Annotated in this window: 19 protein-coding genes; 1 reads left to right on the top strand and 18 read right to left on the bottom strand. The window is 50.2% G+C overall.

The window, feature by feature from the left end; genetic code table 11:
• Positions 1-8 precede the first annotated feature (8 nt).
• From FHS90_RS14170 to FHS90_RS14255, 18 genes are all read right to left on the bottom strand, one after another.
• The gene (locus FHS90_RS14170; protein WP_182513527.1) at positions 9-3,233 is read right to left on the bottom strand and encodes a type I restriction endonuclease subunit R; all 3,225 of its coding nucleotides are present in this window, start codon (positions 3,231-3,233) and stop codon (positions 9-11) included.
• A 15-nt stretch (positions 3,234-3,248) separates the two neighbouring features.
• Entirely contained in the window at positions 3,249-3,695 is a 447-nt protein-coding gene (locus FHS90_RS14175; RefSeq protein WP_182513528.1) for a hypothetical protein, read from the bottom strand.
• Complete coding sequence (locus FHS90_RS14180) at positions 3,667-4,107, bottom strand: helix-turn-helix domain-containing protein (protein WP_182513529.1); 441 nt, start codon at positions 4,105-4,107, stop codon at positions 3,667-3,669. Before FHS90_RS14180 ends, FHS90_RS14175 begins: the two co-directional genes overlap by 29 nt.
• A 14-nt stretch (positions 4,108-4,121) precedes the next feature.
• Positions 4,122-4,643, bottom strand: coding sequence for a hypothetical protein (locus FHS90_RS14185; RefSeq protein ID WP_182513530.1), 522 nt, complete (start codon positions 4,641-4,643; stop codon positions 4,122-4,124).
• Positions 4,644-4,842: 199 nt separating this feature from the next.
• Positions 4,843-5,595: a hypothetical protein gene (locus tag FHS90_RS14190; protein WP_182513531.1), complete on the bottom strand. Its 753-nt coding sequence runs from the start codon at positions 5,593-5,595 to the stop codon at positions 4,843-4,845.
• A gap of 269 nt (positions 5,596-5,864) precedes the next feature.
• Positions 5,865-6,986: a restriction endonuclease subunit S gene (locus FHS90_RS14195; protein WP_182513532.1), complete on the bottom strand. Its 1,122-nt coding sequence runs from the start codon at positions 6,984-6,986 to the stop codon at positions 5,865-5,867.
• Complete coding sequence (locus FHS90_RS14200) at positions 6,983-9,079, bottom strand: type I restriction-modification system subunit M (protein ID WP_182513533.1); 2,097 nt, start codon at positions 9,077-9,079, stop codon at positions 6,983-6,985. The genes FHS90_RS14195 and FHS90_RS14200 overlap by 4 nt, the downstream gene beginning before the upstream one ends.
• Before the next feature lie 327 nt (positions 9,080-9,406).
• Entirely contained in the window at positions 9,407-10,264 is an 858-nt protein-coding gene (locus tag FHS90_RS14205) for an oxidoreductase (protein ID WP_182513534.1), read from the bottom strand.
• A gap of 248 nt (positions 10,265-10,512) precedes the next feature.
• Entirely contained in the window at positions 10,513-11,406 is an 894-nt protein-coding gene (locus FHS90_RS14210; RefSeq protein WP_182513535.1) for a helix-turn-helix domain-containing protein, read from the bottom strand.
• Positions 11,407-12,079: 673 nt separating this feature from the next.
• A complete protein-coding gene (locus FHS90_RS14215) occupies positions 12,080-12,328 on the bottom strand; it encodes an Atu4866 domain-containing protein (protein WP_182513536.1) in 249 nt (82 codons plus the stop codon).
• Between the two features lie 271 nt (positions 12,329-12,599).
• On the bottom strand, positions 12,600-13,052 hold the full coding sequence (locus FHS90_RS14220) for a NanQ anomerase/TabA/YiaL family protein (protein WP_182513537.1): 453 nt from the start codon (positions 13,050-13,052) through the stop codon (positions 12,600-12,602).
• A 175-nt stretch (positions 13,053-13,227) separates the two neighbouring features.
• Positions 13,228-14,190, bottom strand: coding sequence for a hypothetical protein (locus FHS90_RS14225; RefSeq protein WP_182513538.1), 963 nt, complete (start codon positions 14,188-14,190; stop codon positions 13,228-13,230).
• A gap of 150 nt (positions 14,191-14,340) precedes the next feature.
• The gene (locus FHS90_RS14230; RefSeq protein WP_182513539.1) at positions 14,341-14,976 is read right to left on the bottom strand and encodes a helix-turn-helix domain-containing protein; all 636 of its coding nucleotides are present in this window, start codon (positions 14,974-14,976) and stop codon (positions 14,341-14,343) included.
• Positions 14,977-15,214: 238 nt separating this feature from the next.
• Positions 15,215-16,207 carry a PDDEXK nuclease domain-containing protein gene (locus FHS90_RS14235; RefSeq protein WP_066829558.1) on the bottom strand — a complete coding sequence of 331 codons (993 nt, stop codon included), beginning with the start codon at positions 16,205-16,207 and terminating at the stop codon, positions 15,215-15,217.
• 308 nt (positions 16,208-16,515) lie between these two features.
• Positions 16,516-19,191: an FG-GAP-like repeat-containing protein gene (locus FHS90_RS14240; protein WP_182513540.1), complete on the bottom strand. Its 2,676-nt coding sequence runs from the start codon at positions 19,189-19,191 to the stop codon at positions 16,516-16,518.
• 306 nt (positions 19,192-19,497) lie between these two features.
• A complete protein-coding gene (locus FHS90_RS14245) occupies positions 19,498-20,901 on the bottom strand; it encodes an NAD(P)(+) transhydrogenase (Re/Si-specific) subunit beta (protein WP_182513541.1) in 1,404 nt (467 codons plus the stop codon).
• Between the two features lie 12 nt (positions 20,902-20,913).
• Positions 20,914-21,201 carry an NAD(P) transhydrogenase subunit alpha part 2 gene (locus FHS90_RS14250; RefSeq protein WP_066829305.1) on the bottom strand — a complete coding sequence of 96 codons (288 nt, stop codon included), beginning with the start codon at positions 21,199-21,201 and terminating at the stop codon, positions 20,914-20,916.
• Positions 21,202-21,466: 265 nt separating this feature from the next.
• The gene (locus tag FHS90_RS14255; protein WP_182513542.1) at positions 21,467-22,600 is read right to left on the bottom strand and encodes a Re/Si-specific NAD(P)(+) transhydrogenase subunit alpha; all 1,134 of its coding nucleotides are present in this window, start codon (positions 22,598-22,600) and stop codon (positions 21,467-21,469) included.
• A 460-nt stretch (positions 22,601-23,060) separates the two neighbouring features.
• Between FHS90_RS14255 and FHS90_RS14260 the strand changes: the two genes are divergently transcribed.
• Complete coding sequence (locus FHS90_RS14260; RefSeq protein ID WP_182513543.1) at positions 23,061-25,694, top strand: glycoside hydrolase family 3 C-terminal domain-containing protein; 2,634 nt, start codon at positions 23,061-23,063, stop codon at positions 25,692-25,694.
• The last annotated feature ends 535 nt before the right edge of the window (positions 25,695-26,229 follow it).

Raw genomic sequence — 26,229 nt, forward strand, 5'->3', positions numbered from 1 at the left:
TGGGTTAATTAATATGAGCCATACATACTTACACCACCTCCAAAATATTGCTGACGCAAATGGGAATAGAGGAGTTGTGTTCTGACTTCTACTTCTTCCTGTTGGTAGGTGGGATAAGGAAGTTCTCTAAACAATGTCTTGTTTACAGCATTGAACACGGCTGCTGCTGTAGATGCTTTGTCTGCCCAATATTCAACCTTTAGCTTTTCAGTTTTGAGGTCTTCTAACAGGTCTATTGCAATCTGTTTTATCTTTTTCTTGTCAGGCTCAGACAAGGTAGGCTTCCGTAATATATCAAAGACAGCTTTTTGCTCCTCTGTAAGTCCTTCCCGTTTAGTCTCCGCTTCTTCCGCTGATAGGGAGTTCACAAATTCAATAAGCTGCTTAAACGTATCTTCTATTGTAATGGCGTCTTTCCCTAAATTATAGGTATCAATGATTTCTTGGTAGCGCTTGTAAAAATCAACCCGTAATGGGTTTTTCTCTACCATGTACTTTAGCTGCTTCTCTATTTTATCTTTCAAAGACTGAACAGCTGCGTTCTTGTTTTTTGTCTTAAGAAAATGCTGTTCCAGCAATTCAAAGTTTAGCCCGCTGAGGTCAATTATTTTACCATGATCATAAGTGGGCTCTGCCACCATGTTTTCAATGGATGCGTCTACCACTGCCTGAATCTTTTTCATAATGTCTGCCACATCAGCGCTTTCTACATTGTCTGCAATGGCAGTATAAATAACATCTATGGCATTCTTTCTTGGAGTGAATTGGTTTAAGACTTTGTCTGGTTGGAGAGCTTTATATTTCTTGAACACCTCACGGGCCAAAACTTGAAATTTTCTTTTAGTCTCATCATTGGTGTACACGGCATTAATGCCTTTTTCCATGGCAGCCAATTTCTCTAAACCATGTGATTTGATGAGTTCTTGTAGGTCAAAGTTGACCTCGTCCTGCAAAAATGCTTCGGTACTAGTCAATGCCTCTTCCAGCAAGATGATAAGTTCAGCTTTGCGCTTTACTGGCGGCTCAGGTTTTTCATCATTCTCTCCAGGTTTCTTGGTACCGGTGCCAAAGACAGCCAAAGCGTCTAACAACGAGGTATAGGTTTCAATGTAATCTACAATAAGACCATTGTTTTTACCTTCACTTATCCGGTTAGCTCGGGCAATTGCCTGCATTAAAGTATGTGCTTTTAAGGGCTTGTCTAAGTACATAGTAGACAAGGTGGGCACGTCAAATCCTGTAATCCACATAGCACAGACAATCACCAGCCTAAACGGGTCGTCTTCATCTTTAAATCTGGTTTCCAGGTCTTGGGTATTCATTTTCTCCCGGTGGGGTTCAATATCTAAATCCCAATTCCTGAATTTCTGTATCTCATTTTGTTCAGAGCTTACCACTACGCAAATTTCGGTTTCCTTAATCCAATGCAACTCACGGCTTTTCTCCAGAAGCTCCTGGTCTCCGTATTTCCCTTTAGCTATGTCTTTTTCTAATTGGGACATGTACAGTTTCCAGTGGTGTTGAATGAGATTATACATGCGTACGGCCGTTACCTTATCTAAAGCAATGAACATGCCTTTGCCTTTGTAGCCCCGGTTGCAGAAATGCCATACTAAGTCTTTGGCAATGGCTTCTAGTCTTGGCTGGGCAGTGAGAATAGGGTATTCGCGCGCAAACAACTGTTCAATACGGCTGCGTTGGTCACTATCTAAATCCTCGGTTTCTGTGTCTAATAGATTTCTTATCTGCTCATTGATTGCTGGATTCTTCAGTCCTAGGTATTCGCCCCTGTTCTCATAATAGAGTGGTACCGTAGCACCGTCATCTACGCTGCGCTTAAAATCATAACGAGACACGTAGTCCCCAAAAATGCGTTTAGTGAGCTCGTCATCTTTAAAGAGGGGTGTACCTGTAAAGCCAATAAAAGAGGCGTTGGGAAGGGCATTTCGCAGGTTCATGGCCAATTGCCCACCTTGAGTGCGGTGGGCCTCGTCTGAAATGACAATTATATTGTCTCGCTGAGTTACTTCTTCAGTAAAATTGAATTTATGGATAAGGGTGAACAGGTAACGGTTCTCTAAGCCCAAAAGCTTTTTAAGGTGAGCGCCATCGCTGGCTTTGAGGGAGTTTTTGGTTCCAGCTTTAATTTGGGGTACTGCTCCAATGCCGCTAAAGGTGCCATAAATTTGCGTCTCTAACTCCTTACGGTCTGTTACTACTAAAAACGTGTAGCTTCCGGTGAAGGTACGGTGAATCTTTTGGCAGAAGAAAACCATGGAATAAGATTTGCCGCTGCCTTGGGTGTGCCAAAATACTCCTAGCTTCTGCTTTTGCTCTAAACTTATCTTACCTAGTTTGTAGAGTTGGTCTTGGAGTTGGACATTGGCTATGGCTTTATTTACGCCAATGAACTGGTGATTGCGGGCAATGAGTTTTATGGTTTTACCAAGGGAGTTATCAAAAAGTATGAAGTTTTCAAACAAGTCTAAAAACCGGCTTTTCTCGCAAACGCCTATTATTATCCTGTCTAGGGCTACTACGCCTTCATCTTCTTCAGTAATGCGTTTCCACTCATGGAAATGTTGGTATTTGCCAGTTATACTGCCAATGCGGCTCTCAATTCCATTACTTAAAAGTACAAAGGCATTGTAGTGGAAAAGCTTAGGAATTACATCTTTGTAGTCAGTAAAATTGTCATTGTAAGCGTTTTCTAGTTTGCGGTGGGCGGCTTTTAGTTCTATAAATAGTAATGGAATACCGTTGACAAACCCAATGATGTCTGGGCGGCGTTCACGGTTGCTTTTGCCTTGCACCCACAATTGACGTACGGCCAGGAAATGATTGCTTTCTGGGAACTCAAAATCAAATACTTTGAGTGTCTTGTTTTTTACCAGTTGACCTTTTTCATTGGTGTAGTCAACTTGTATACCATCACGCAGTAACTGATATTTTTCAAGATTAATGTCAGACAAAGACTTTGAACTACTTTCAACAACCAGTTTTTCATAGGCCTCGTCATAAGCTTTCTGGGGAAGGCCTGGATTGAACTGCCGTAATTTCTCAAAGAAGTTCTTCTTAAGCACTACTTCCTTTTTATTAAGCCTCCCCAGGGTGCTTTCTTCACCAAAACTTTCTTTGTTGAAAGCCAGCAAAGTATCCCAGCCTAACTTGTGGAAGAACAGGTCTATGGCCGTTTGCTCAATGAGGTTGTCTTCTGAATATTCCCAGGTCATTCCAGCTGGTTTCTACTAATGTAAAAGCTTATTTGGGTTAATGACTGGTAAAATAAAGCTTTGGAAAGCGGTGCCTTGCAACCGGGTGAGCAAAATTCCCCTGGAGGTGGAATAGGCAATAGATGCCAAGGCATTTCCTAGAGACGCATCTAATTCAATTACTCCGTTTTCGTCTGGTTTGGCTAGTTCATCTAAGTTAGAGTTCTGGAAGAAATAAACTAACTGAAAATTAGCAGTTGCCTCTGATTTGTTTGCTTTCTTGCTTTGGGTAGTAATCTGCACAGAGTAATCTACTCTAATGAGTTTTTCTTCTAAATTAAAGCCTATTTGCAGGGTGTTGTCAATTTTAAAACTTAGGCTTTTTTCAATTTCAAAATCTTCTGGGGTTTCAATTTGCCCTTTTACAAGTTTGAAATCTATCAAAGAAAGCTTCTCAGGCGAGAACTGGGCTTTGGTTGGCATTTTTTATCTTTTTTTGACTTGTCTCATACGTCCACACAAAATCATTCTGTACTAGCTTTTCTCTCTCACTTTTATGAGGGAGCTTTTCCTGCAAAGTTGTTTGGTGAAAAATACGTAACGAGGTGTTAAACTGCTCTGCCGCTGTTTTTCTGGAAGGCACTTGCAACAAAACTTCTCCTAATTCAGCCTGAAGTTTAGCAACAGAGCGTAGGGTGAAATTGTGCTCTCCGTTTAACCATTTGTTTATTTCTGAAGGTCGTTTTTCTAATTTCTCTGCCAGCGTTTTTTGCGTATAGCCCTTCTCTTCTAATATAGTATTAATGAGAACAACTAAATCGGCGTAAAGACGCGTGAAGATTCTTACATCTTCTGGGGTTTTGGCTAGTATTCTTTCTGCTACCTTGCTTCTCATATCCTTAAAATACTTTATAGTGCTAAATCATTTCCGCCCGTACCATCTGTGAGTTTTCGGTTTCTTTCATCTACCAAAATCTCTTTAGATACAAGCGCCTCCATAATCCTTTTGGCAAATTGGCAGGCTTCTATCCATTTTATATAAAGGCTGCTTTGCTGATTAGTAGGGCCGTCTTTTACCCCGCCGTTAAATAAAACCACTAGTTCATCAGTAATTTTTAAGGCATATAACCTGAGCGGGAAGTTTGGGAAATGCAACATTACTTCACCTATTCTTACTTTGCCCTGGGCTGGTAAGCCTTTTACTTCGTTTTCATTTCTGTTAAACAGAGCGTCTAAAGCACCATGGTCATTGCCTATGCTATCCAGAACAAAGGAGAGTAATATGCCTATTTGTTCTTCAAGGCCTTCTGCTTCTTCATACTTGGCAAAGAATTTATCAGTTTCATTTTCTGGGTCATCTTGCTGCTGTACAGTATAAAAGGTACAACGCGCCCCCTCATCATCCCAGACTTTCAGCTCAAATATATTCACTTATAACTGACTTTTTAAAATTTTGATTCACTTAAAAGTGAATTTATGTTCTTTAATCTTAAACGTTATACTTATTATGAGATTAATTCTACTGTTAGAAGTCGCATAGTACTTCCTTCCAATGTACAAGTTAATGAATTTTGGGAAGGTAGATGCTCAATTAAAGATTTAGCCAAATAAGTGTCGCTTACGCTGCCTGTTATAGCAGATGTTGGTATTTCTTTTGTAGCCTATTTCTTTCTATGTCAACAGCTTTAGAACCTGCAGCCTTTTGATAGCTTGGGAATTCATTGGCAATGTATTCGCTCATGCCCATGGCTAAGGCGTGAAAGAAGTCATGGTTGTGCCCCTTCAGAATTGCCCTTTCATATTCTGCAGCTTCTGCATAGCAGCCTAACTCTGAATATTGGTCTAAAGCCATAAGGTCTGCGTAGCGGTTAGCGAAGAGGTCTGTTTTACCTTGGCTAATTTGCTCTTTATAAAGTTGGGAGTAAACGGCAGCCTGGGCAATAACGGTAGGTTCTGGATTGGCAAAGTCTGTTTTTACCAGAAAATCAAAATGCCGTTGAAAGTGGGCATCTTTACCGTGTAGCTGGCAGTACAGCGTTAAGTCTGCGGTAGCTTGTGCCCGGTGGGTAGCCAAGCTTGCTTCATAGGCGTAGACAACCGCGTTTTTGTGGTTTTCAACTAAAGTGTTCTCAGCATAGGCTCGGGCCCAATTTGCGCTGTACCCTAGTTGCCGCTGGCCCTCAAACAATTGCATGTGTTTCTCTACAAAAGCGAGTACGTTGCTGACTACATCTTCTTCTTCATAAGTGTATTGTTGCTCTTCTTCAACCGTGAGCGCCAGAAACCGAGTAAACTCCTGTAAAGCTTTCTGGTCATATTGTTTCTCTGTTGCAAGTTCTATTATTTTTTCACTGGTGAAGTAGCTAAGTTCTGAGGTAGGCATGGCGTTTCTTTATGAAGATATAAATGATAGATAAATGTTCTGATAATGCGTTTTTAGCCTGTTTTTGCGAAAAGAGGCTAGAAACGTATGGTAAATATAATAGAAAGCTAAAGGGGTTAAAGTTTTAGCGCAGGTATGATGGCTTTGGGTAATTAAAGGTATTTAAGCATACGTTAAGATAGCTTCTGTTTTGGGCTATTTTTGAAAAATAGCTCCAAAACAGAAGCTAAAGGGTAGTAATTGTTTGCCTGTACCAGCAACGGGTTGATTTATACTTCAATTTCTCCGTTCATTAACTGAGGCAGAAGTATGTCTCGAGCCTCTTGAAGCTTAAAGTTTTGGTGAGACAGGTTGATTTTTAAATGTCTCATTTGATTTAGCTCAACTAACATATCACTAGTTGAGTAGTCAGGTATATGTAAATAAATTTGTTCTAAATGTTTTTTTCCCAAATGTGCAACTGTAGCTCCTGAAATGGTAGATTCATAAAATTTGATTGGCTTTATTAATGCTTGCCAAAGAAAACTTTGATAGAATGGGTCTTTAGAGCGTAACCTGCATACTCGCTGTACTAGATAACCTTTTTGGCCTAGCCATTCGTTGATGTGAAATTCTCCATCCATACCAATCAGTAAGTCGCCCTTTTCTATAATGTATTTGGATTCTACTTCTTGTGTGGTAAAAGACTTAGTACTTTGATTAGGAATGTCTCTAATACGTATAATTGGGTTTCCTTCACCAGACTCATTGAATTCTTCTGCTTTGAAAGCATATCCCATTTGTATATCTGCAATTTCATATAGGCTTACTTTTCTGGTTTCTTTGAGATTAACAAGTATTGAATTATACATTAAAGCGGCTTTCTCCTCCAATAGCTTTATCCGCTTCAGGTTATTCTCTATTAAATCATCATAAGCAGATAAAATGGAGGCAATTTTAATTTGAGTAGGAAGGGCAGGGAGCTGTTCAAGTTCCAGATTCCTAATATCCTTCATGTTTAAATGAGCGACTGTTGACCCACCAGAGCCTGAAAGCATTTTATGCTGCATTTTAGGACTAAGCAAATAATAGCATAAAAATGAAGGACTCACTTTCCTTTTATCTGGCCTTGCTAAAACTGTTCTCTGGCCAAGACACAACTGTATGTCTGGAACTAAAGCCACATTCCCAACTGGCGCTTCTCTGGCAATTATCAAATCATCCTTTCTTGGAATCGCTCGTTTTGTCCATTGTACAAAGGTTGGTTCATCAACATATTTAATGTCCTTGTCTAATATCAATCGGCCTTTACCAACATTTGGAGTTCTAATACTCGGAATACCAACTTCAACATTAGGGGCTGTTTTATGCTCAGTATCAATTATCAGTTCACAGACATCATTAAGAATCATACCGCTAACTCCTTGTAATTTTCAGAAATAGTCTTGGCCAAGGCATAAGCCTCTTCGTTCAGGCTTTCCAACTCTAAGTGAATTTCGTTTAGGCGGTCTTCTATGTCAAAGTCTTCGGTGGGCGTGGAATCTACGCCTACGTAGCGGCCGGGGCTCAAGCTCCAGTCTTTGGCTTCAATGTCTGCCTGTGAGACTACTTTGCACAAGCCTTCTACGTTTTGGTACTCGCCCAGCGGGAAGCGGCTTTGCAGCCACTGGGCTTGTTTCCAGAAATATTCGGTGTCATGCAAAAGGCCGGGCTCTTCTTCTGTTGGGTTGCCGCTCAGCTTCAGTTGCAGGGCTTTTAGTTGTTCCAGGGTTTCTTTCAGGTTCAGGGCCTTCCAGTCTTTGTTCTTAGTGAGCTGCAGCTCTTTGGTAGCCGTGGCAATAGCGTCTATGAGTTGTTTTATCAGTTTGTCCTGAGGCTTGCGCAGCTGGTGGCACTGGCGAGCTATGGCCTCTAATACAACGCTGTCTGCAGTGGCTATCTGGGCAGCGGCTATCAGGGTGTCCTGCTGGGCATGTACTTCTTTAGCCTCTTCCAACTGAAGCGCTTGCTCAAAAGTGGTAAACTGTTGCTGACGGGCAAAGGTGAGTGCGGTCTGCTGTACCTCTTTGAATACTTTTTGCAGGTTAGCTAGGGTTTGGGCTGTTTCTCTTGCCAAATTGCTTGCCGTCTCCAGGTAGTGTTGCACGGTATGGGCAAACTTTTGGGTATTGCCTCTGTACAGGTTTACTACGCAGATAAGGTTCTGCATTTGCTCCGGGCTGAAGTCATTGACCTTAGAGGTGACTTTGCGGTAAATCTTGCGGGCATCTAACATAAGCACCTGGTCTTGGCGCACAGGGTCATGCTCTTTGGCGCGGTCATAGAACCACAGCGTACAGGGCAGGGAGCGGGTGTAGAAGAAGTTGTTCCCCACAGCCATCATTACGTCAACGGCGCCAGTTTTCACGAGCTTTTCGCGTATGCCTTTTTCGCTGTGTCCGGCATCGCTCGCCGAGGAGGCCATCACAAAGCCTGCCCGGCCAGTGGGTTTCAGGTAATTGTAGAAGTACTGAATCCAGAGGTAGTTGGCATTGTCGTTTTTGGGTAGGTTCACTTTGCCATCCAGCATCAGGCGTGGGTCCTTCTTCACCGCGTCTTTCCCTTTGTCAACCCCATCTACATTAAAGGGCGGGTTGGCCATTACAAAGTCGGCGGCCCCAACCAAATCATGCTTATCTTCATAGAAAGTATTGCCTTCCTGTATGTTCCCTTCCAACCCATGCACAGCCAGGTTCATTTTGGCCAATTTGGTGTTCAATTCAGCCTTTTCCTGCCCAAAGAAAGTTACCTTCTCGGTTGGGTTAAGGCCTTCGCTTTCAATAAAATACCCTGTCTGTACAAACATACCCGCCGAGCCGCAGGCCGGATCAAAGACAATGCCATGGTCGGGTTCAATCACGTTCACAATGGTTTGTACTAAGCTCATAGGGGTAAAGAACTCTCCACCCTCCTGAGCCCCGCTCATAGCAAATTTGTTCAGGAAGAACTCGTAAATCTTGCCAAACAAATCGCCCTCGGCTTTTTGCAATACCTCTTTGTTGAAAATCCGGAGCAATTCAAACAGCAGGCTTTTCTCAAACGCCGCATAATTCTTGGGCAGTACCCCGTGCAGGGTATCATGTTCAGCCTCAATGCTTTTCATGGCCAGGTCAATAGCCTCGCCAATTTGCAGGTGCTCCGGATGGCCTTCTAAGTTTACCACAGTTTTTCCACCTTCCGGGAAATTTACCAGATAATCAAAGCGAGCGTTCTCTGGCAAAAACAAGGCATTGTGCTCTAGAAAATCATTCTTAGTCAGAGGCTGCTTGCCGCGCTGGGGGTGGGTGGGCAGGTCTTTTTCTAACTCAACTTTTACTTTATCAAAGCGGTTAAAGGCGTGCCGTAAGAATATAAGGCCCAGCACCGGCATAGAGTATTCAGAAGCGGTAAGTTTGCTGTTGGCTCTCAGTTGGTCGGCAGCCCGCCAAAGTTCGGCTTCTAGCTTACGGAGTTGTTTCCCTTGCATTTAGAGGTAAGTAGTCAATCTTGTAAATGCCAAAGATACTACCAATCATATGCCTTGAAAAGGAAAATTTGGCGGCGGAAGCACTAATATTGTGTTGATATTCATTCTTAAACTGCACCGTGAACACTTGCTGCGCGCTAAGACCTTATGCTGAAAAGAAGAAGGAAGAAAACATTTGCGTGAACCTTCTGTTAGCATACCACACCGACAGTTAAAGGAACTGCCTACGTATATGGTCTAAAGACAGAAAAGGTGCTTACCCGCCTCTTCAGACAGATAAACACCTTTCCCAATCCTACCCAAACAGTCAACGCAAACGATCTCCCGCTACACCTCTACCTCAAACCCCACCGACTGACTCACCTCCGCCCACTGCGCAAACTCCTGCCCTAAGTTGTCCAGTTTAGCGGTGGCCATGTCATAGGCATCAGAACCTAAGAGCAAGTGTACGGGTGGGTTTTCAGCTGCGGCGGTTTGGAGGAGGGCGGCGGCTACTTTCTCGGGGTCGCCGGGTTGGTTGCCGTTGATCTGCTCCTGGTGCAGGGTCTGCATTTCGCGGGCGTTGGCGTACTCGGCCATAGGGGCTTGCGGCGTGACCAGGGAGCTGTCGGTTAAGAAGTTGGTGCGTATGTAGCCGGGCATCACCAGCGTCACCTTAATCCCGAAAGGTGCTACCTCCGTGGCCAGGGCCTCGGTGAAACCGTTCACAGCGAACTTGGTGGCGCAGTACACCCCGAAGCCCGGGAAGCTCCCGCTCAGGCCAGCAATAGACGAGATGTTGAAAATATGCCCACTGCCTTGTTGGCGAAGATACGGCAGCGCTTTCCTGATCACGTTCAAAGACCCGAACACGTTCACCTCAAAGTTCTGCCGTGCCTCCTGGTCAGAGAGTTCTTCCAGGCTGCCAATGAGGCCGTACCCGGCATTGTTCACCACCACGTCTACCCGCCCGAAGGTGGCTATGGTTTTGGCCAGGGCCTGCGCCACACTTTCCTCATGGGTCAAGTTCATGGGCAGGGCCAGGAACTGTTCTGAAGAAACCCCCACGGCTTCCTGCAACTGGGCTACGTTTCTGGAGGTGGCCGCTACCGCATGCCCCTGCTGCAACAGCTGGCGGGTGAGAGTAAGGCCAATGCCTTTAGAGGCTCCGGTGATGAACCATACTTTTTTGGTTTGATTTTTCATGGTTTCCAAGGTTTTAAGTTTCGAGCATGTTTGCATTTGTCTTTTGCGCTGCAAAACGGCATATAAAGAACCTGCCTTCGTGCTTTTTTCTCACCATAGCGCTGCTATGCTGCTCAAAAACCACATCGGCAGAACCTTTCTCTGCCATTTTTCGCTAGCAAAATCAAAATGTAAACAAGCTCTTAAAACAAAGGTAGGGCAGGGGCGGGCGGCGGGGTTAGCGCCGTTCAAACCATCACTTGCGAAAATCAAACATGCCGGAACTGCGAGGGCGGCAAGGAGGTGTGTTTTTTGAAGAAGTTGTTGAAATGCGCGGGTTCTTCAAAGCCCAGGCTGTAGCCAATCTCTGAGATGTTCCAGTTCGTGTGCTTGAGCAGGGCCATGGCCTCGCTCACCAGTCGGGAGGAAATAAGTTCGGTGGTGGTTTTTCCGGTGGTTTTCTTGATGGCGCGGTTCAGGTGGTTCACGTGCACGGCCAGCTGCTCGGCAAAATCCTTCGCTGACCGCAGCTGGCACCGCTGGCTGGGTGATTCAATGGGGAACTGGCGCTCCAGCAGCTCACTGAACACGGCGGTGATACGGGCATTGGCGTCTGGGTGCTCGTACAGTGCCTCGGCGGGCTGGGTTTTCAGCGCGAAGTGCGTCATCTCGGTCACGTAGTTGCGCAGCAGGTCGTACTTGTAGAGGTAGTCTGAGGTGATCTCAGCCAGCATTTTCTCAAAAATGGCGCTCACCTGCTGCTCCTGCGCTGGGGTCAAGGCGTAAAACGGCTTTCCGCCCGTGGCGAACATAGGCAGATCCTGTAGGCCGCCCCTGATCTTCTCAGTAAAAAAAGCCTCTTTGAAAATGCAGAAGTACCCGCTGGGTTCGCCTGTGACCGCCTCCCAGGTGTAGGGCACCTTGGGGTTGAAAAACATGAGCGTGGTGCCCGTGACCTCCACGCTTCTGTCAGCGTAATGGTAGCGCAGATGGCCCCTGATCAGGGAGATTTTGTAGAAGTCGCGGCGGCTGTTGTTGGCGGGGGTGAGGGCGCAGTCTTCCAGCCGGAACACGTTGAAGTGGCCAACGTCTTTTTTCAGGTTCTCAGGAAGCCCGTTGAATTTGTGCTGGTAAAACTCTTCTAAGGTCTCAGTGGGTGCCATAATGGAAGATAGGTGATTTCCGGGGGAATTTCATGTTGCGTTTTCGGGCTGTTTTCTGAAAAACAGCCCGAAAACAGGAAGTTCTGTTTTATAACTGCGCGTATCACTGAGATATTTTACGCATTCCGTCCCCCTTTGAAGGGGGAGGGGGATGATGACTCGTGCAGATTAGGTATTCCTAAGAATCGTTTTCTTACTCTTTTAGTGTTTGTTATTGGTTCTACTGCTGCCTTTGTCATTCCCCTACCCCCTTCAAAGGAGGACGATCAGATAACGTGTTTTCCTGTTGCGCAGAAGTTACTTCCGTGGTTTCTCTTCTGTTGATCATAAGCTGCGCTCTTCCGGATTTGCAATCCGGAAGCAGGTAACCCGGGGATTTGTAATCCCCGTTGCGGCCCGCTAGGGTTCTCTCTGGCGCGAGAAAGGTACGTCTGTGACTCACCGTTTTAAGATAAGCCAGTCATGGGCGTAATTTACGCGCCCTAGAGAGCCGCCCTTTTGATCTGAAAGTGCCGCGGCAGATTGCAAATCCGGGGGGTATTCTAGCCCGGGATTACAAATCCCGTACAGCCGGTGAACTGCAAATCCTGAACAGCCGGGATACGAACTGCCGAACAAACGGCTCGTGTTTCCGTTTTGGGCCTGTTTTCTGAAAACAGCCCTAAAACAGAAACTACCGCTCTTGTTGGTACAACACCATACCGGCGTGGTAGAGAATGCCGTCTCTGAAGTCGCCGTCGGCGGTGAAGCCGGTGTCGTCTTGGTAGTCTATATGGTCGCCGATGAGGGTGTAGGAGCCTTGGTAGGCGCTCTGGCGGGAGCCGCGGGCCTCGTCATAGCGGCCGTTGGGCAGGAGTTCGTGCCTGATGTAGCCATCGGCGGTGACCCAAAGGCCCACGTAAGGGTTTGTTTTTGCCTGCATCTGTGCTGTCTGTGATGGGCGAAGTTTGTCTGGTCTTCGCCGTTTTCCTTGGTTAGAATGAACAGGGCAAATGTAGGGGCAGGGGAGGCGGTGCCGTTTGCGTCTTCCAAACCATTGCTTGCAAAATTCAAACAATACGGGGCGTATCAGCAACTGGGGCCAGGCCAGAGGGCGAGCTGGGGGAAATTGTGTTTCTGGCCTGTTTTTCAGAAAACAGGCCAGAAACGCAGCCAAGAGTAAACGTTCAGGAAAAGGTTGGCTGCCGTGGCTGCTACGGTTGCACCGCAATCTTCAAGACCACCTTGCGCACCACCTCCTGCGTGGCCAGGGGGGCGTGCACGTCATTGGGGAAGAAGACGGTGAAGAAGCCGGCGGGCACGTCAAACCAGCTGGTGGGCTTCACGGCAAAGAAAGACACATCGCGCTCCACGGAATAAGGGTCAATAGAAGCTCCGCAGGCCGAAAGGTCCTGCCAGCCCATGTGGTCTACGCCCGAGACAATGTACTGAATGTCAATGTAGCGCTGGTGCGCCTCCATTTTGGCATCGGCCTTGGCCACGCCCGGGCCTTCTGAGAGAATGGCAAACAGGTCTTCCCCCGCCAACTCGTGTTTACCCGTGGGCAGGTTCTGAACGTCTGCCTCCTGCAGAAACTGGAAAGCCTGCTTAAACAACGGGTGCAAAGAATAGTAGCGTTCCGCGTGCTGGAGGGAGTCTAGGATCATGTTTTTCTGGTTGAAGGGATACTTTCAAGGTGACTAACTGAATCTCCCGGTTGAACATCTTCCTTGGGTACGGCTTGTAAGTTGCAAGAATTTATGCCAAGTGTCAACTTAGAAAAGCTGTTTTGGGGCTGTTTTTACAAAAGCAGCCCCAAAACAGGAGTAGCATGAAGTACAGCTACTTCAGTACCGCAAACTTCTGTTGTTTCATGTCTAGCAGCAAGGTGTGGCCCAGGAACAGTTTATTGCCCGTCATGCCGCCCAAGCCTGAGAAACGCATGAGCATGCTGTTCATGAAACCCATTCCTTCCATGTAGGTGGCTGTTTTGAGCGGCAGCTGAACCGCCCCAAAGCGGGCCGTAGCCTTTGTGGTGGTGGTGTAGGCCGTTAAGGTTTTGCCCCAAGAATTTACCCTTGCGGTGTCAATGGTCTGGCCCGGCTGCGCAAACTCTTCCCAGGTGCTTTTGTTTGTGAGCAGTTCATAGGTGCTGGAACCCGTGTCAAACAGCAGGTCGGTTTCTTTCCCGTTTATGCGCGAGGGCAACAGAATGCGGCGGCTGTCAAAGGTAAAGTCCTGAAAAGCGGTGGCGGGAATACTAGCCGGCAACAGGTCAGAGACGGTGAGCCCCATGCGCTGATAATCTAGCGTGATGATTCTGCCTTCCAGGAAATCAGTACCCAGTGAACCGATAATATGAACAGATGAAGCGTCATTCCAGCTGATGACAGAATCACCGTAGGCCAGCACTTTTACCTCTGGCGCAGTCACGGGCAGCCCCCCTACTTGAAAGGCTGTGTTTACCAGATTCATCTGGTTGCCGGCTTGCTTCAATGTGAGGGCATAGCCTTTCTGCTGAATCGCCTCCAGCTTGCCTTTATAGAATACCGTAGAGGGGGTGCCCGTGTCAAACTGGAGGTAGAACGTTTTGGGGCAGCCAGCCAAAGTCACCGGAAGGAGAAGGCCAGCGTACGGGTCATTGCCAGATGTAAACCACGTAAACGGAATGGTAACTGGTTGCGCTGCTACTTTTAACTGGTTGGCGGCAGGTTTAAATTTTGCTTTAAAATAGAAGCCGCCGCCCACAGAGCTAAGCACCAAAAGGAACAAAAAAGAGAGGCCAATGCGTTTTGCTGATTTCATTGCGGTGTTTGTTAAATGACACTGCAAGATTAGGCACCAAACCGGCTGCGGCTTACGCCATTTGCCCGCCAAAAGGCCGCCAATTGCCTGCCAAGGCAGTTGTGACGTAAGAATGGCGGGTTTTTACCGCTGCTAGGAAAGGGGGGCGCGCTAAGAAATAAACAGATTTCCCCACTTGGCAAAGACCTGCCGGTGGCCGCTGCGCAACTGAATAGCCGCCCTTAGAATTGCCGCAATATTGAGGAAATATAGGAAGAAGAAGGTGCCCACAAGGAGGAAAGAAGGCCTGGCCTTAAAGTAATAGGCGCTCACCATCTGCACCAGAAATGCCAGGAGCAACGCCAGGTGCATGCCAATGCACCACATGATCTGGAAGTTGATGATACGGGCGCCCGCCGCGTGGCCGGGTAACCCTTTCTGCTGTTTCCAGAGCCACAGCGGCAGCAGAAACCCCAGGTACGGCAGCAGCAGAAATGCAAAGGCCGCCAAATTGATTTGCTGCAGGTTGGCGGCAGGAACGGCTTCTGGGGCGGTGGGGGGAGGCACGGGCACTACGGCGGCGGGCGGTTCTGCCTGCGCCACATCTGGAGCTGTGCTCGGCGTAAGTTCTTCCAGCGGAATGGCTAACGCCTGAGCCAAAGCTTTCAAGGTATAGCCCCGGGGGAGGCTCTCTTCCCGCTCAATGCGCTGAATAGTCCGGAGGCTGATCTGGGAGAGGTCTGCGAGTTCTTCCTGTGACAAGCCTTTGCGCTTCCGTTCCCCAACAATCTTCTGGGCTAAGGTCATGTTCTGTGGTGCTGGCTTTTTTTCCTCATGGGTCCCGGCCGAAAGAAGGGGCCGTAAACACGAAGGTACTGGTTTTGCCGGAATAGCCGCGTCTTAATGGGGTGCTACCTGCATAGAAAACGGGTGTCAGTGTCTGGGTGTGCAATGCCTGCAGCTCAACCGGGCGCGGGCGGTACAGGAGAGGCACCGTCTGCCGTAGTTGCCGCTGCCAGTTATTTTTCTTTCACCCGCTCATAGCTTACAGCAGTTTTTCCAGTTCAGCAGAAAGTGCCGCCTTGTCTGGGAGGTAGAGCTGGTATTTACTCACGAAAAGCTGGTTGCTGATGTTTTCAGTGGCGTACTCCACCAGAACCTGGTCTTTGTACGCACCCAGCACAATGCCAATGGGCGGATTGTCGCCTTCCACGTTTTCTTCTTTGGCGAAGTAGTTCAGGTACAGGTTCATCTGGCCAATGTCCTGGTGTTCAATTTCGCCGCGCTTCAGGTCTATCAACACAAAGCACTTCAGAATGCGGTGGTAGAAAACCAGGTCCACAAAGAAGTGCCTATTGGCCAGGCTGATTTTATATTGCCGGCCAATAAACGCGAAGCCCTTGCCCAGTTCCAGCAGAAACTGCTCTAAGTTCTGGATCAGTTTTTCTTCCAGTTCGCCTTCTTTGTAGTGGTATTGCTGCGGAATACCTAAAAATTCAAACACGTACGGGTCTTTGAGAATATCAGCGGGCTTTTGAACATCCGCCCCTTGTTCGGCTATCTGCAAAATGCCGGCCTTGTCTTTGCTCAGCGCTAACCGCTGGAACAACAGACTTTTCATCTGGCGCTTCAGCTCCCGAACACTCCAGTCTTCCTTTTCGCACTGTCTGGTGTAGAAGCTGACTTCTAAGTCAGTATCAGCTTTTAGTATTTCATTGTAATGGCTCCAGCTTAATTGTCCAGACTGTGTCTGGATTTTTGGAAACCGGGTGTAGAATTGTCTTATTTGGAACAAGTTAGATCGGCTAAATCCCTTCCCGTAGGCCAAGGTAAGTTCTTTTGAAAGGCGGTCAAGCAAATTAGCGCCATATTCGGCTTTTGCGTTTCCGCCTTGCTCAAATTCTACTATGTGCCGGCCTATCTGCCAGTAGGTTTGCACCAGAATGGTATTGATGGCGCGCCCCGCCTGCGCCCGCCCGGCGTCCAGCAGGGAGCCAATTTGCTGCACCAGCCCATTGTATGGTGGTACTTCTTTCATGCAGTTCCTTTCCCAAGTATTAGAAGCCAGGCTTGGCTTTCTTTCACAAGATACCGAAACTACCTCACCGCCCCAAAACAAAAGGAGCCCTGAAATTTCCATTTCCGGGCTCCTTTTTCAAAAACAGGTCAAAAACGCCAATGCCTCACAGTGCTTTGTCATTCTTAATTCCTAATTGGAGCATAGCTACCCTAACGCCATCTCCTTATCAAAGGAAACAGGGAGAGGTAAGTGTTCTTGGGCTGAGCAATTATTCAAAAAGAATTCAAGGAGCTGGTGCGCCTCAACTCCTTAAAACGGAGCAGATGTTACTCACCGCTCTTTATTAGCTTGAAGGTACTAGTGCCGCTCTCGGTTTCTATTTTCAGCAGGAACAGCTGGTTGGCCTGTTTACCTAAGTCAAAGGTAAAGGTCAGGGTGCCTGCTTTCCGGAAGGTCTTTTTCTGCACTACTTTGCCGCTAGTGGTAACTACGGTGGCGGTAAGTTTGCCCGTGTATGGCCCGTCTACCTGCACCTGCACTTTGCCAGAGGTAGGGTTAGGGAATACCCGCGTGTGTTTTACAATAACCTCATCTTGCGCCGCCGTAAGGGTAAAGGCAAAAGCAGCCGAAGTGGCTTTGCAACCAGCCGCGTTGCTGACTTCTACTTTGTACTGGCCAGAAGCAGTTGGGGTGATAGACCGAGTGGTTTCGGTTAAGGGTACATCATTTCTAAACCACTTGTAAGAAGCCCCTTCTGTAGAAATAAGTTGGTTTCCGTTCTGGGTAATACTGGCTTGTGGAAGGGGGGCTACCACTACATTGGCCACTAAGCTGGTATCGGCGGGGTACTCACCGTTCTTCACTACAACGCGGTATCTGCCAGGAATGGTGACCGTGTAACTGGGGTTTGTGGCATTGCTAATTGCCTCTCCGTCTTTAAGCCAGAGGTAGGTGTTATTGGGCTTAGCAGGGGTGTTCAACTGCAGCCCGTTGGCAGCGTCTTGGCAAAGGGCCTGCTCCCCAATAAGGTTAAGCGGAGCGGTGGAATACGCCAGAAGCTGTACGTTTTCTCCCACGTAAGCGACATTCCCTTTCACAGACACAATGTCCTGGTCACCGTCGCCGTCCACATCGGCGGCGCGCATGGGGCCATCTGAGGGTGGCAAACTCACTGGCGCCTGCTTGAACCGGGCATTGCCCACCCCAATGAAAAGATTGTTGTTGACTGCGCCGTTGCTGCTCAAAAGCAGGTCAAGAATTCCGTCTTTGTTGAAATCTACAGTGTCTACCCACTTAATCCAGCCCTCTGAGGAAAACTCTTGGGTGATGCGGCTAGAGGCGTCTGTGAAGCTAGCGTTACCGTTGTTCAGCAAGAGTTGCAGGAACGCTCCTTTGTAAAACGGCTGCCCTGGGGTGTTGGAGGAGATAACATCCAAGTCGCCGTCTTTATCGAAATCAGCGACGGCAAAAGCCACGGTAATCCAGTTATTGCCCGGCACTTTCCGGTCAATGGCGTTTTCCTTGATGGTGAACACGCCGCTGCCGTTGTTCAGCAGCACCAGGTTACCAGCAGTGTTTTCGTCGCCGCCCAGGAATAGGTCTTGGTCACCGTCGCCGTCAAAATCTGCGAAAGCGCTGGAGGTAAACGCCCCCAGGTGCCTTGCCGCCACAGCCACCGGCAAATTGTTAGTGCCCACAGAGAACACGCCGCTGCCGTTGTTCAGGTAAATGAGCGGTCCATTAGTGCCCCCGCCAATGTTGGCCATGTACAGGTCTACATCGTTGTCGCCGTCAATGTCGGCGGCAGATACGTGGTGGGTAAAGTCAATAGACTGCGGAAAGTGCGTGGAGGTGACGTTGCGGAGCGTGCCATCGGCCTGGCCAAACAAGAGCTGGCTCTGCTCACCCGGAAATGGATGGGTATCGGTACCGTGGCCAATCATCACCAAATCTTTAAAACCGTCTTTGTTGAAGTCGGCTACGGCAATGTGGCGGGGGTGCACCATTTCCAACCCAGCCGGAATGAAAGTGGCGGTTTGATTGGTAACCGTCAGGTTCTGGTGCGTGGCCAATACCTGAATAGGTCTGAACGTGCCCGGAAACGGGGTAGGCGGCCAGGCTATGGAAACACCCAGAAACTCCAGGCGGCCGTCTTGGTTAATATCCATTGGGTAGATGTCTTCCAGGCCATGCGGCAACGCCGGCGAGATGGTGGTGGCCCTTGAGGCAAAAAAAGGTTCTTTCTCAGTATAAAACGTGCTGTGCCAGATAGGATCCTGTGGATCAGCAGTTGCGGTCATGCCCAGCGTGGCATGTAGGTTGTTTCCTGATCTGTCTTGCGCCATTTGGCCAGAACCCTCGTCCAGCATCCAGAAAGCCACCAAGCCATTGGCATTAGCGGCGGGAACGGCTTGCGCCACCGCCTGCACCTCTGCCGCTGAGAGCGCTCTGCTCCACACCCCCACCTGCTTAATGTAGGCATTGGAGCCGCAGCAGTAATTGCCTTTGTTAATGCCGCCGCCAATGCCGAAGGGCACGTTGTTGCTCTGGGGAAGGCCGGGGCTTTGGATAGAACCTGCCAGCTGCCCGTTGATGTACAGCTGCATGGTGCCACCAGACAAGGTAGCGGCCATGTGGGTCCAAGTGTTTAGCGGTATGTCATTTGGTGAGGCAATGCTTCTGTAAGTACCCGCCGCCCCGGTGGTTTGGACAAACTCCACCCGGTTGCCGGTGTTGTTCCAGCCCAGCACGTACGTCATCCAGGGATCGGTGTCACGGTCGGTAGCTGGTTTGCCCACTATAAGGCTGTGGGGGGTGCGGGCGGTGGGGTTTACCCAAGCCGAAAAAGTAAACTCGCCTCCCAATTTAAGACGGTCATCTACTGGCGCAAAGACACCGCTGTTGTTGAATTTAAGTATGTTGCTCTGGCCAGGGGCAGTGATCTGAGCGCTTCCTATTAAAGAAACACAGCACAAGAGGAAGGTGAGTATAGATTTCTGCATATATAACTTTAAATAAAAATACGGTGGTGCTTAACTTAATCAAAGTTAATGGATTACATGTATGGTAGATGCTGAAAGTAAGAAGATTTTTATTAGGAAACAGAGCCAGAAGAGCCTTGGGTTGCACAAGTAAATGAAGTAGACGCTTAAGGCTGCTACTTCATTTACTTGGTTATTTAAACCTAAACCAAAAGGAGCCCGGAAATTTCTATTTCCGGGCTCCTTTTCCAAAAACAGGTCAAAAACAGCTTTGGTCTGCCACGCCTTGTGTTGCACGGCAAGACCCATTCCTACTTCCCCATGAACTCACGCGGTGGCCATCTCCTTCAGTTCGCTCACCACCTTGGTCATTGAGGCTTTGGCATCGCCAAACAGCATGAGGCAGTTGGGGTACCCGAAAAGTTCGTTCTCAATGCCGGCGTACCCGGCGGCCATGCCGCGCTTGCAGACAATGACCGTGCGGGCCTTGTCGGCGTTGAGCACGGGCATGCCGTAGATGGGGCTGCCGGGGTTGGTGCGGGCGGCAGGGTTCACCACATCATTCGCGCCAATGATGAGGCAGATGTCAGTGTTGGCGAACTCGTCGTTGATGTGGTCCATCTCAATGAGCTTGTCATAGGGAATATTGGCCTCGGCCAGGAGCACGTTCATGTGGCCCGGCATACGGCCCGCCACCGGGTGAATGGCAAATTTCACGCTGGTGCCGCGTTTCTCCAGCAGGTCAGTAAGCTCACGCACTACGTGCTGGGCCTGCGCCACCGCCATGCCGTACCCCGGCACAATGATCACGCTGCTAGCCGAGTCAAAGAGCATGGCGCTTTCTTCCACGCCCACCTCTTTCACCACAATTTCTTCGCCGCCCCCGCTAGCTGCCGCGCCGCCCGTCTGCCCGAAGCCGCCCAGCAGCACGTTCACCAGCGACCGGTTCATGGCCTTGCACATAATCTGCGTGAGAATAATGCCTGAGGCGCCCACCAGCGCGCCCGTGATAATGAGTACCTGGTTGTTCAGCACAAAGCCCGTGGCACAGGCAGCAATGCCAGAATACGAGTTCAGGAGCGAAATCACCACCGGCATATCGGCGCCGCCAATAGGAATCACCGTGAGTACGCCCAGCAGCAGCGAAATGGCCAGCACGGCAATCATCCAGAGCTCAAAGTTAGGGTCCAGCACCACCAGCACGCTGAACGCCAGTACCGCCAGAAACAGCAACGCATTCAGCGCGTGCTGCCCCGTGAACGTAATGGCGCGGCCGTTGATGAGGCCCTTCAGCTTCCCAAACGCCACCAACGAGCCCGTGAACGTGACCGCCCCAATAAGGATACTGATCACCACTGTCACCGCTACCACCACCGGCATGGTCAGGCTGGCCTCGTGCGCCTGCCGCCAGTATTCAGAAGCCGCCACCAAAACGCTTGACGCCCCCCCGAACCCGTTGAAAATAGCCACCATCTCGGGCATATTGGTCATCTCCACGCGCTGCGCCGCAAACCAGCCCACCGCCGAGGCGATCAGAATCGTCACAAAAATCTCTGTGAAGCTCAATACCTGGCTGTTCAGCAGCGTAGCCACCACCGCAATAAACATGGCTACCGCCGAAAGTGTGTTCCCTTTTCGGGCCGAACTGGTTTTGCCCAGCATCTTTATGCCCATGATAAACAGCACCGACGCCACCAGATAGGCGATTTGAATCAATAAGTCAGTAGTCATGTCTGCGCCGCGTTATTTCTTCTTCTTAAACATTTTAAGCATGCGGTCAGTGACCACGTAGCCGCCCACCACGTTGAGCGTGGCCAGGAACAAGGCCGCCACCCCCAGCCATTTGCTCACACTGTGGTCCAGCGGACCCGCCGCCACAATGGCCCCCACAATGGTAATCCCAGAGATAGCGTTAGACCCAGACATGAGGGGGGTGTGCAGCGTGGGCGGCACCTTAGAAATCAGCTCAAACCCCACAAAGCTGGCCAACACCAGCACGTAGAGGAGCACAATTAAAGCTTCTGCGTTCATATTTTTAATTGTTGATCGTTCAATAGTTGATTGTTTTTGATACTCCCCCCTTTGCAGGGGGGAGGGGGATGTTTACACCTGCCGGTCCACGCATTTCTGCTGAGGTAGAGACCAGGCACCGCCTTGTCTCTCTGCTCTGCGATGGCCGTTACAGTAAATACCTGCTGACAAACAGTCTTCCGCTATACCTCCCTCCAAAGAGGGGAATAACCAGCAGTGCGGGGGAGACAAGGCGGTGCCTGGTTTCTACATGGTCAAATCCCCCTTACACCGTCTTTGCCAGAATATCTTTGGTGAATTGGTGCACCAGCGCACCTTGGTGCGTGATCAGCGACCCCTTGGTGACTTCCTCGTCCAGCTCCCATTTAAAACCGTCTTTGGTGGCCAGGTGCAACAGCAGCGTGCTGATGTTCTTGGCGTAGAGTTCGCTGGCGTTGATAGAAACCATGGCGGGCAAATTGGCTTCCCCAATAATGGTGACACCGTGCCGTACCACCGTCTGGTTAAATTCGCTGAGGGCGCAGTTCCCGCCTGACTCCACGGCCATGTCTACAATCACCGAGCCCGGTTTCATGCTCTGCACCATCTCCTCCGTGACCAGCAGGGGCGCTTTCTTGCCAATGACCAGGGCGGTCGTGATCACAATATCGGCCTCGGCAATATGTTTGGAGATAAGTTCTTTCTGCTTCTGCAGGTACTCGGCAGAAACTTCTTTGGCGTAACCGCCTTCGGTTTGTACGCCCTCGGCCTGCACTTCCAGGAACCGGCCGCCCAGAGACTCTACCTGTTCTTTGGTTTCTGGCCTCACATCTGTGACCTCTACCACGGCGCCCAGGCGTTTGGCGGTGGCAATGGCCTGCAAACCGGCCACGCCCGCGCCAAAAATGAGCACGCGCGCCGGGGTGATGGTGCCCGCCGCCGTCATCATGAGCGGGAAAATCTTGCCCAGCGCGTTGGCACCCAGCAGCACTGATTTATACCCCGCCAGGTTGGCCTGCGAGCTCAGCGCGTCCATCTTCTGCGCCCGGGAGATACGGGGCACGGCGTCCATGGCGAACGCGGAGATGCGTTTCTGCACCAGCGCCTCTACTATGTCTGGAATGGTGTAGGCGTACAGGAAAGAGAGCACGGCGCTGCCTTCGCGCAGCAGGTGCACCTCTTCAACGGTAGGCGCGTTGACTTTCAGGAGCACATCAGCGTCAGCCAGCAGGGCGGTCCTGTCTGGGAAAATGAGGCCCCCGGCCTGCTCATAGGCGCTGTCATAGAAGCCGGTGGCTTCGCCCGCGCCACTCTCTATGCCACAGCTGAAGCCCGCTTTGGTCAGCGACTTCACCACGTCTGGACTTAGCGCCACCCGCCGTTCAGGTACTTTGGTTTCTTTGAGTACTGCTACTTTCAAGGTTCTTGGGTTAACGTGAGATAGCAAAGTAAGGGGCAGAATTACCCCATAAATGCCACAAAGTCAAGGAAGTTCTTAAATATTAGTATAAGCTAATGTTTGGTAGGGAAAGGCGGCAAGGCAGGTAGTAAGGAGAGTGGGAAAGCTGTTTTGGGGCTGTTTTTCTGAAAACAGCCCCAAAACAGCTCTTGGGGTCAGGGGCTTTAACCAGCCGAAAGCCCGGGAGGGCCAGGTTCCTGTTTTTGGCCTATTTTCCTGAAAACAAGCCGAAAACGGGAAAGCGGCGAAGCTGCCTGATGCCAGGGTTTCTCTGCTCAGGCGCCGGGTTTACCCGCGCGGTCAACGGCTTGCCCGGGGTTCAGGCAGAACCCGCAGAGAGCTGGGTTTATATTTTTGCAACCGATTTCATAAATCCGGAAACATTCCCCAACTTAGGAAGCGCAACCGTTCAGCAGAGCCTATGAAAAGAGTCTTAACGTTTCTCCTGTTAGCTGTGGCGCTGGGGGCCGTCTCATTTACCCCTGCCCAGGAAAATGCCTTCAAGTATCCGTTTCAGAACCCCAACCTGACTATTGAAGCGCGGGTGAATGATCTGGTGTCGCGCCTGACCTTAGAAGAGAAGGTGGCCCAGATGCTGAACGCGGCCCCCGCCATTGACCGTTTGGGCATTCCCAGCTATGATTGGTGGAACGAGGTGCTGCACGGCGTGGCCCGTACGCCGTATAAAGTAACTGTTTATCCGCAGGCCATAGGCATGGCGGCTACGTTTGATACCACCTCGCTTCAGGTCATGGCAGATTATTCGGCGTTAGAAGGGAGGGCAATTTATAACAAGGCTATCGCCGAAGGCAAATCTGGCCAGCGCTACGTGGGCTTAACCTACTGGACACCCAACATCAACATCTTCCGGGACCCGCGCTGGGGACGGGGGCAGGAAACCTACGGCGAAGACCCGTTCCTCACCGCCATGCTGGGCCGGGCGTTTGTGCGCGGCCTGCAGGGCGATGACCCCAAATACCTGAAAGCCGCGGCCTGCGCCAAACACTACGCCGTGCACAGCGGGCCTGAGCCTGAGCGCCACGTGTTCAACGCCCAAGCCACCAACTATGACCTTTGGGATACGTATCTGCCCGCCTTTGAGGAGCTGGTGGTGAACGCCAAGGTGGCGGGCGTGATGTGCGCCTACAACGCGTTCAGGGGCCAGCCCTGCTGCGGCTCAGACGTACTCATGAATGACATTCTGCGCAACCAGTGGCAGTTCACGGGCTATGTGACCTCAGACTGCTGGGCCATTGACGACTTCTTCAAAAACCATAAAACCCACCCAGATGCGGCTTCGGCCTCAGCCGATGCCGTGATGCACGGCACTGATATAGACTGCGGTACTGATGCCTACAAAGCGCTGGTGCAGGCCGTGAAAGACGGTAAAATCACCGAGCGCATGATTGATGTGTCTGTGAAGCGGTTGTTCACCATCCGGTTCCGGTTGGGTATGTTTGATCCCGTGGCGCTGGTGAAATATGCCCAGACCTCGCCTGAGGTTTTAGAAAGTGCGCCGCACAAAGCTCACTCGCTCAAGATGGCGCAGCAGTCTATGGTGCTGTTGAAGAATGACAAAAACACGCTCCCACTCAAGAAAAACCTGAAGAAAATTGCCGTGATTGGCCCTAACGCCAACAACCCCATTGCGGTGCTGGGCAACTACAACGGTACGCCGTCTACCATTGTCACGGCGTTGCAGGGCATCAAAAACAAAGTGGGGTCGGGCACCGAAGTGGTCTACGAGCAGGCCACTACCTTCACCAAAGACACGCTGCTGGTGTACACCAACATCAGCTCCCAGCTGAGCTTTGACGGCAAAGCAGGTGTGCGCGCCGAATATTTTAACAACAGAGACCTGAAAGGCGAGCCCGTGGCCACCCGTCAGGAGCCTGCCATCAACAATGCGTGGCAGGAGGGCGAAACCGTGGTGGGCAGCATGAAAGCTTACAACTTCTCGGCCCGCTATACCACAGACTACACCGCCAGCGCCACCGGCTCCATCACCCTGGAAGTGGAAGGCGACGACGGCTACCGTTTACTGGTAGACGGCAAGGAAATGCTCAACGCCTGGGAGCGCAACCGCTGGGGGGCCAAGAATTTTAAACTGCCTACCAAGCAAGGCCAGAAGTACCGTCTGGTGCTGGAGTATGTGCAGCGCGAAGGCAAGGCGTCTGTGCAGCTGCGCGCGGGCAACTTCGCCAAAACCGGCTTCAAAGCCCTGGCCAACCGGGTGAAAGATGCAGACGTCCTCATCTACGTAGGCGGTATCTCCCCGCAACTGGAGGGCGAGGAAATGCAGGTGAACGAACCCGGCTTCAATGGCGGCGACCGTACCTCTATTCTGCTGCCCCGTGTGCAGACCGAGGTGATGAAGGCGCTCAAAGCCACGGGCAAGCCGGTAGTGTTTGTGATGATGACGGGCACGCCCATTGCCATTCCGTGGGAGGCCCAGAACCTTCCCGCCATTGTGAACGCGTGGTACGCGGGGCAGTCAGCGGGTACGGCTATCGCCGATGTGCTGTTTGGCGACTACAACCCCGCGGGCCGCCTGCCCGTGACCTTCTACAAGAGCGATAGCGACCTTCCGCCGTTTGGCGACTACACCATGGACAACCGCACGTACCGCTATTTCAAAGGGCAACCGCTGTACGGCTTCGGGCACGGTCTGAGCTACACCACCTTTCAATATGACCAGCTGGAGGTGCCAAAGAGCAGCCGCGTGAATTCGCCTGTCCCTGTGCGGGTGCGGGTCACCAACTCGGGCAAACTAGACGGCGAGGAAGTGGTGCAGCTGTACGTGAGCAAGCAGGTGCCCGGCTATAAAACGCCTATCAGGGCCTTGAAAGGTTTCAAACGTATTTCCCTGAAACGCGGCGAGAGCCAGGTAGTCACCTTTGAACTGCGTCCGCAGGATTTGGCGGTTATTTCCCAAGACGGCTCTGCCGAATATGAGGCGGGCACGGTGCAGATCAGCGTGGGCGGCAGTCAGCCAGATGCGCAGAGCAAGAAGAGTAGGAAGACTGTTGAGGGACGTATGGCGTTGGTGAAGTAGGATTGTTAGCATTTTAGGAAACCTGTTTTTGGCTTGTTTTTCAGAAAACAGGTCAGAAATGGGTTTTTATTTTGGGTGCCTCATGGTCATGCTGCTGCAGGGGCCATGCGTAGTTTGCTGTTCCCTTGGCTCTCCCGTTTGCTCCAGTGCCTCACTCACTGAGTTGTTTCATCTTTTCTGGTAAGCGCTCACGGCCGCGGGGCCCCGTCCTGGGGGTGAGCGCCTCTGTTAAAACTAGGCCCTCCGGCCTTGCCGCTGGAGCGGCACCGTATTAACAGAGGCGCTCACCGCCAGGACTGGTTTGGGTTCCCCTCCTGATCAGCTTCTCTGGTTGTTAATTGGTTTGCAGGTAACTATTGCTGATCCGCTAGCCTGAGGCGAGCCCGTGCTGCGCACATCAGCCAGGGGCAGAAGTGTTGATTAACCCAGGTGCCACTAGCAGAAGTGTTGATTGTTTATTGTTGTTTGTTTACTTATTGCTGCTTGCCTGCCGATTTCTCTGGTTCAAGTTTCCAACTTGGACCTGTGGTGGCGG

This window comes from Rufibacter ruber (assembly GCF_014138425.1).
Taxonomy (GTDB): domain Bacteria; phylum Bacteroidota; class Bacteroidia; order Cytophagales; family Hymenobacteraceae; genus Nibribacter; species Nibribacter ruber_C.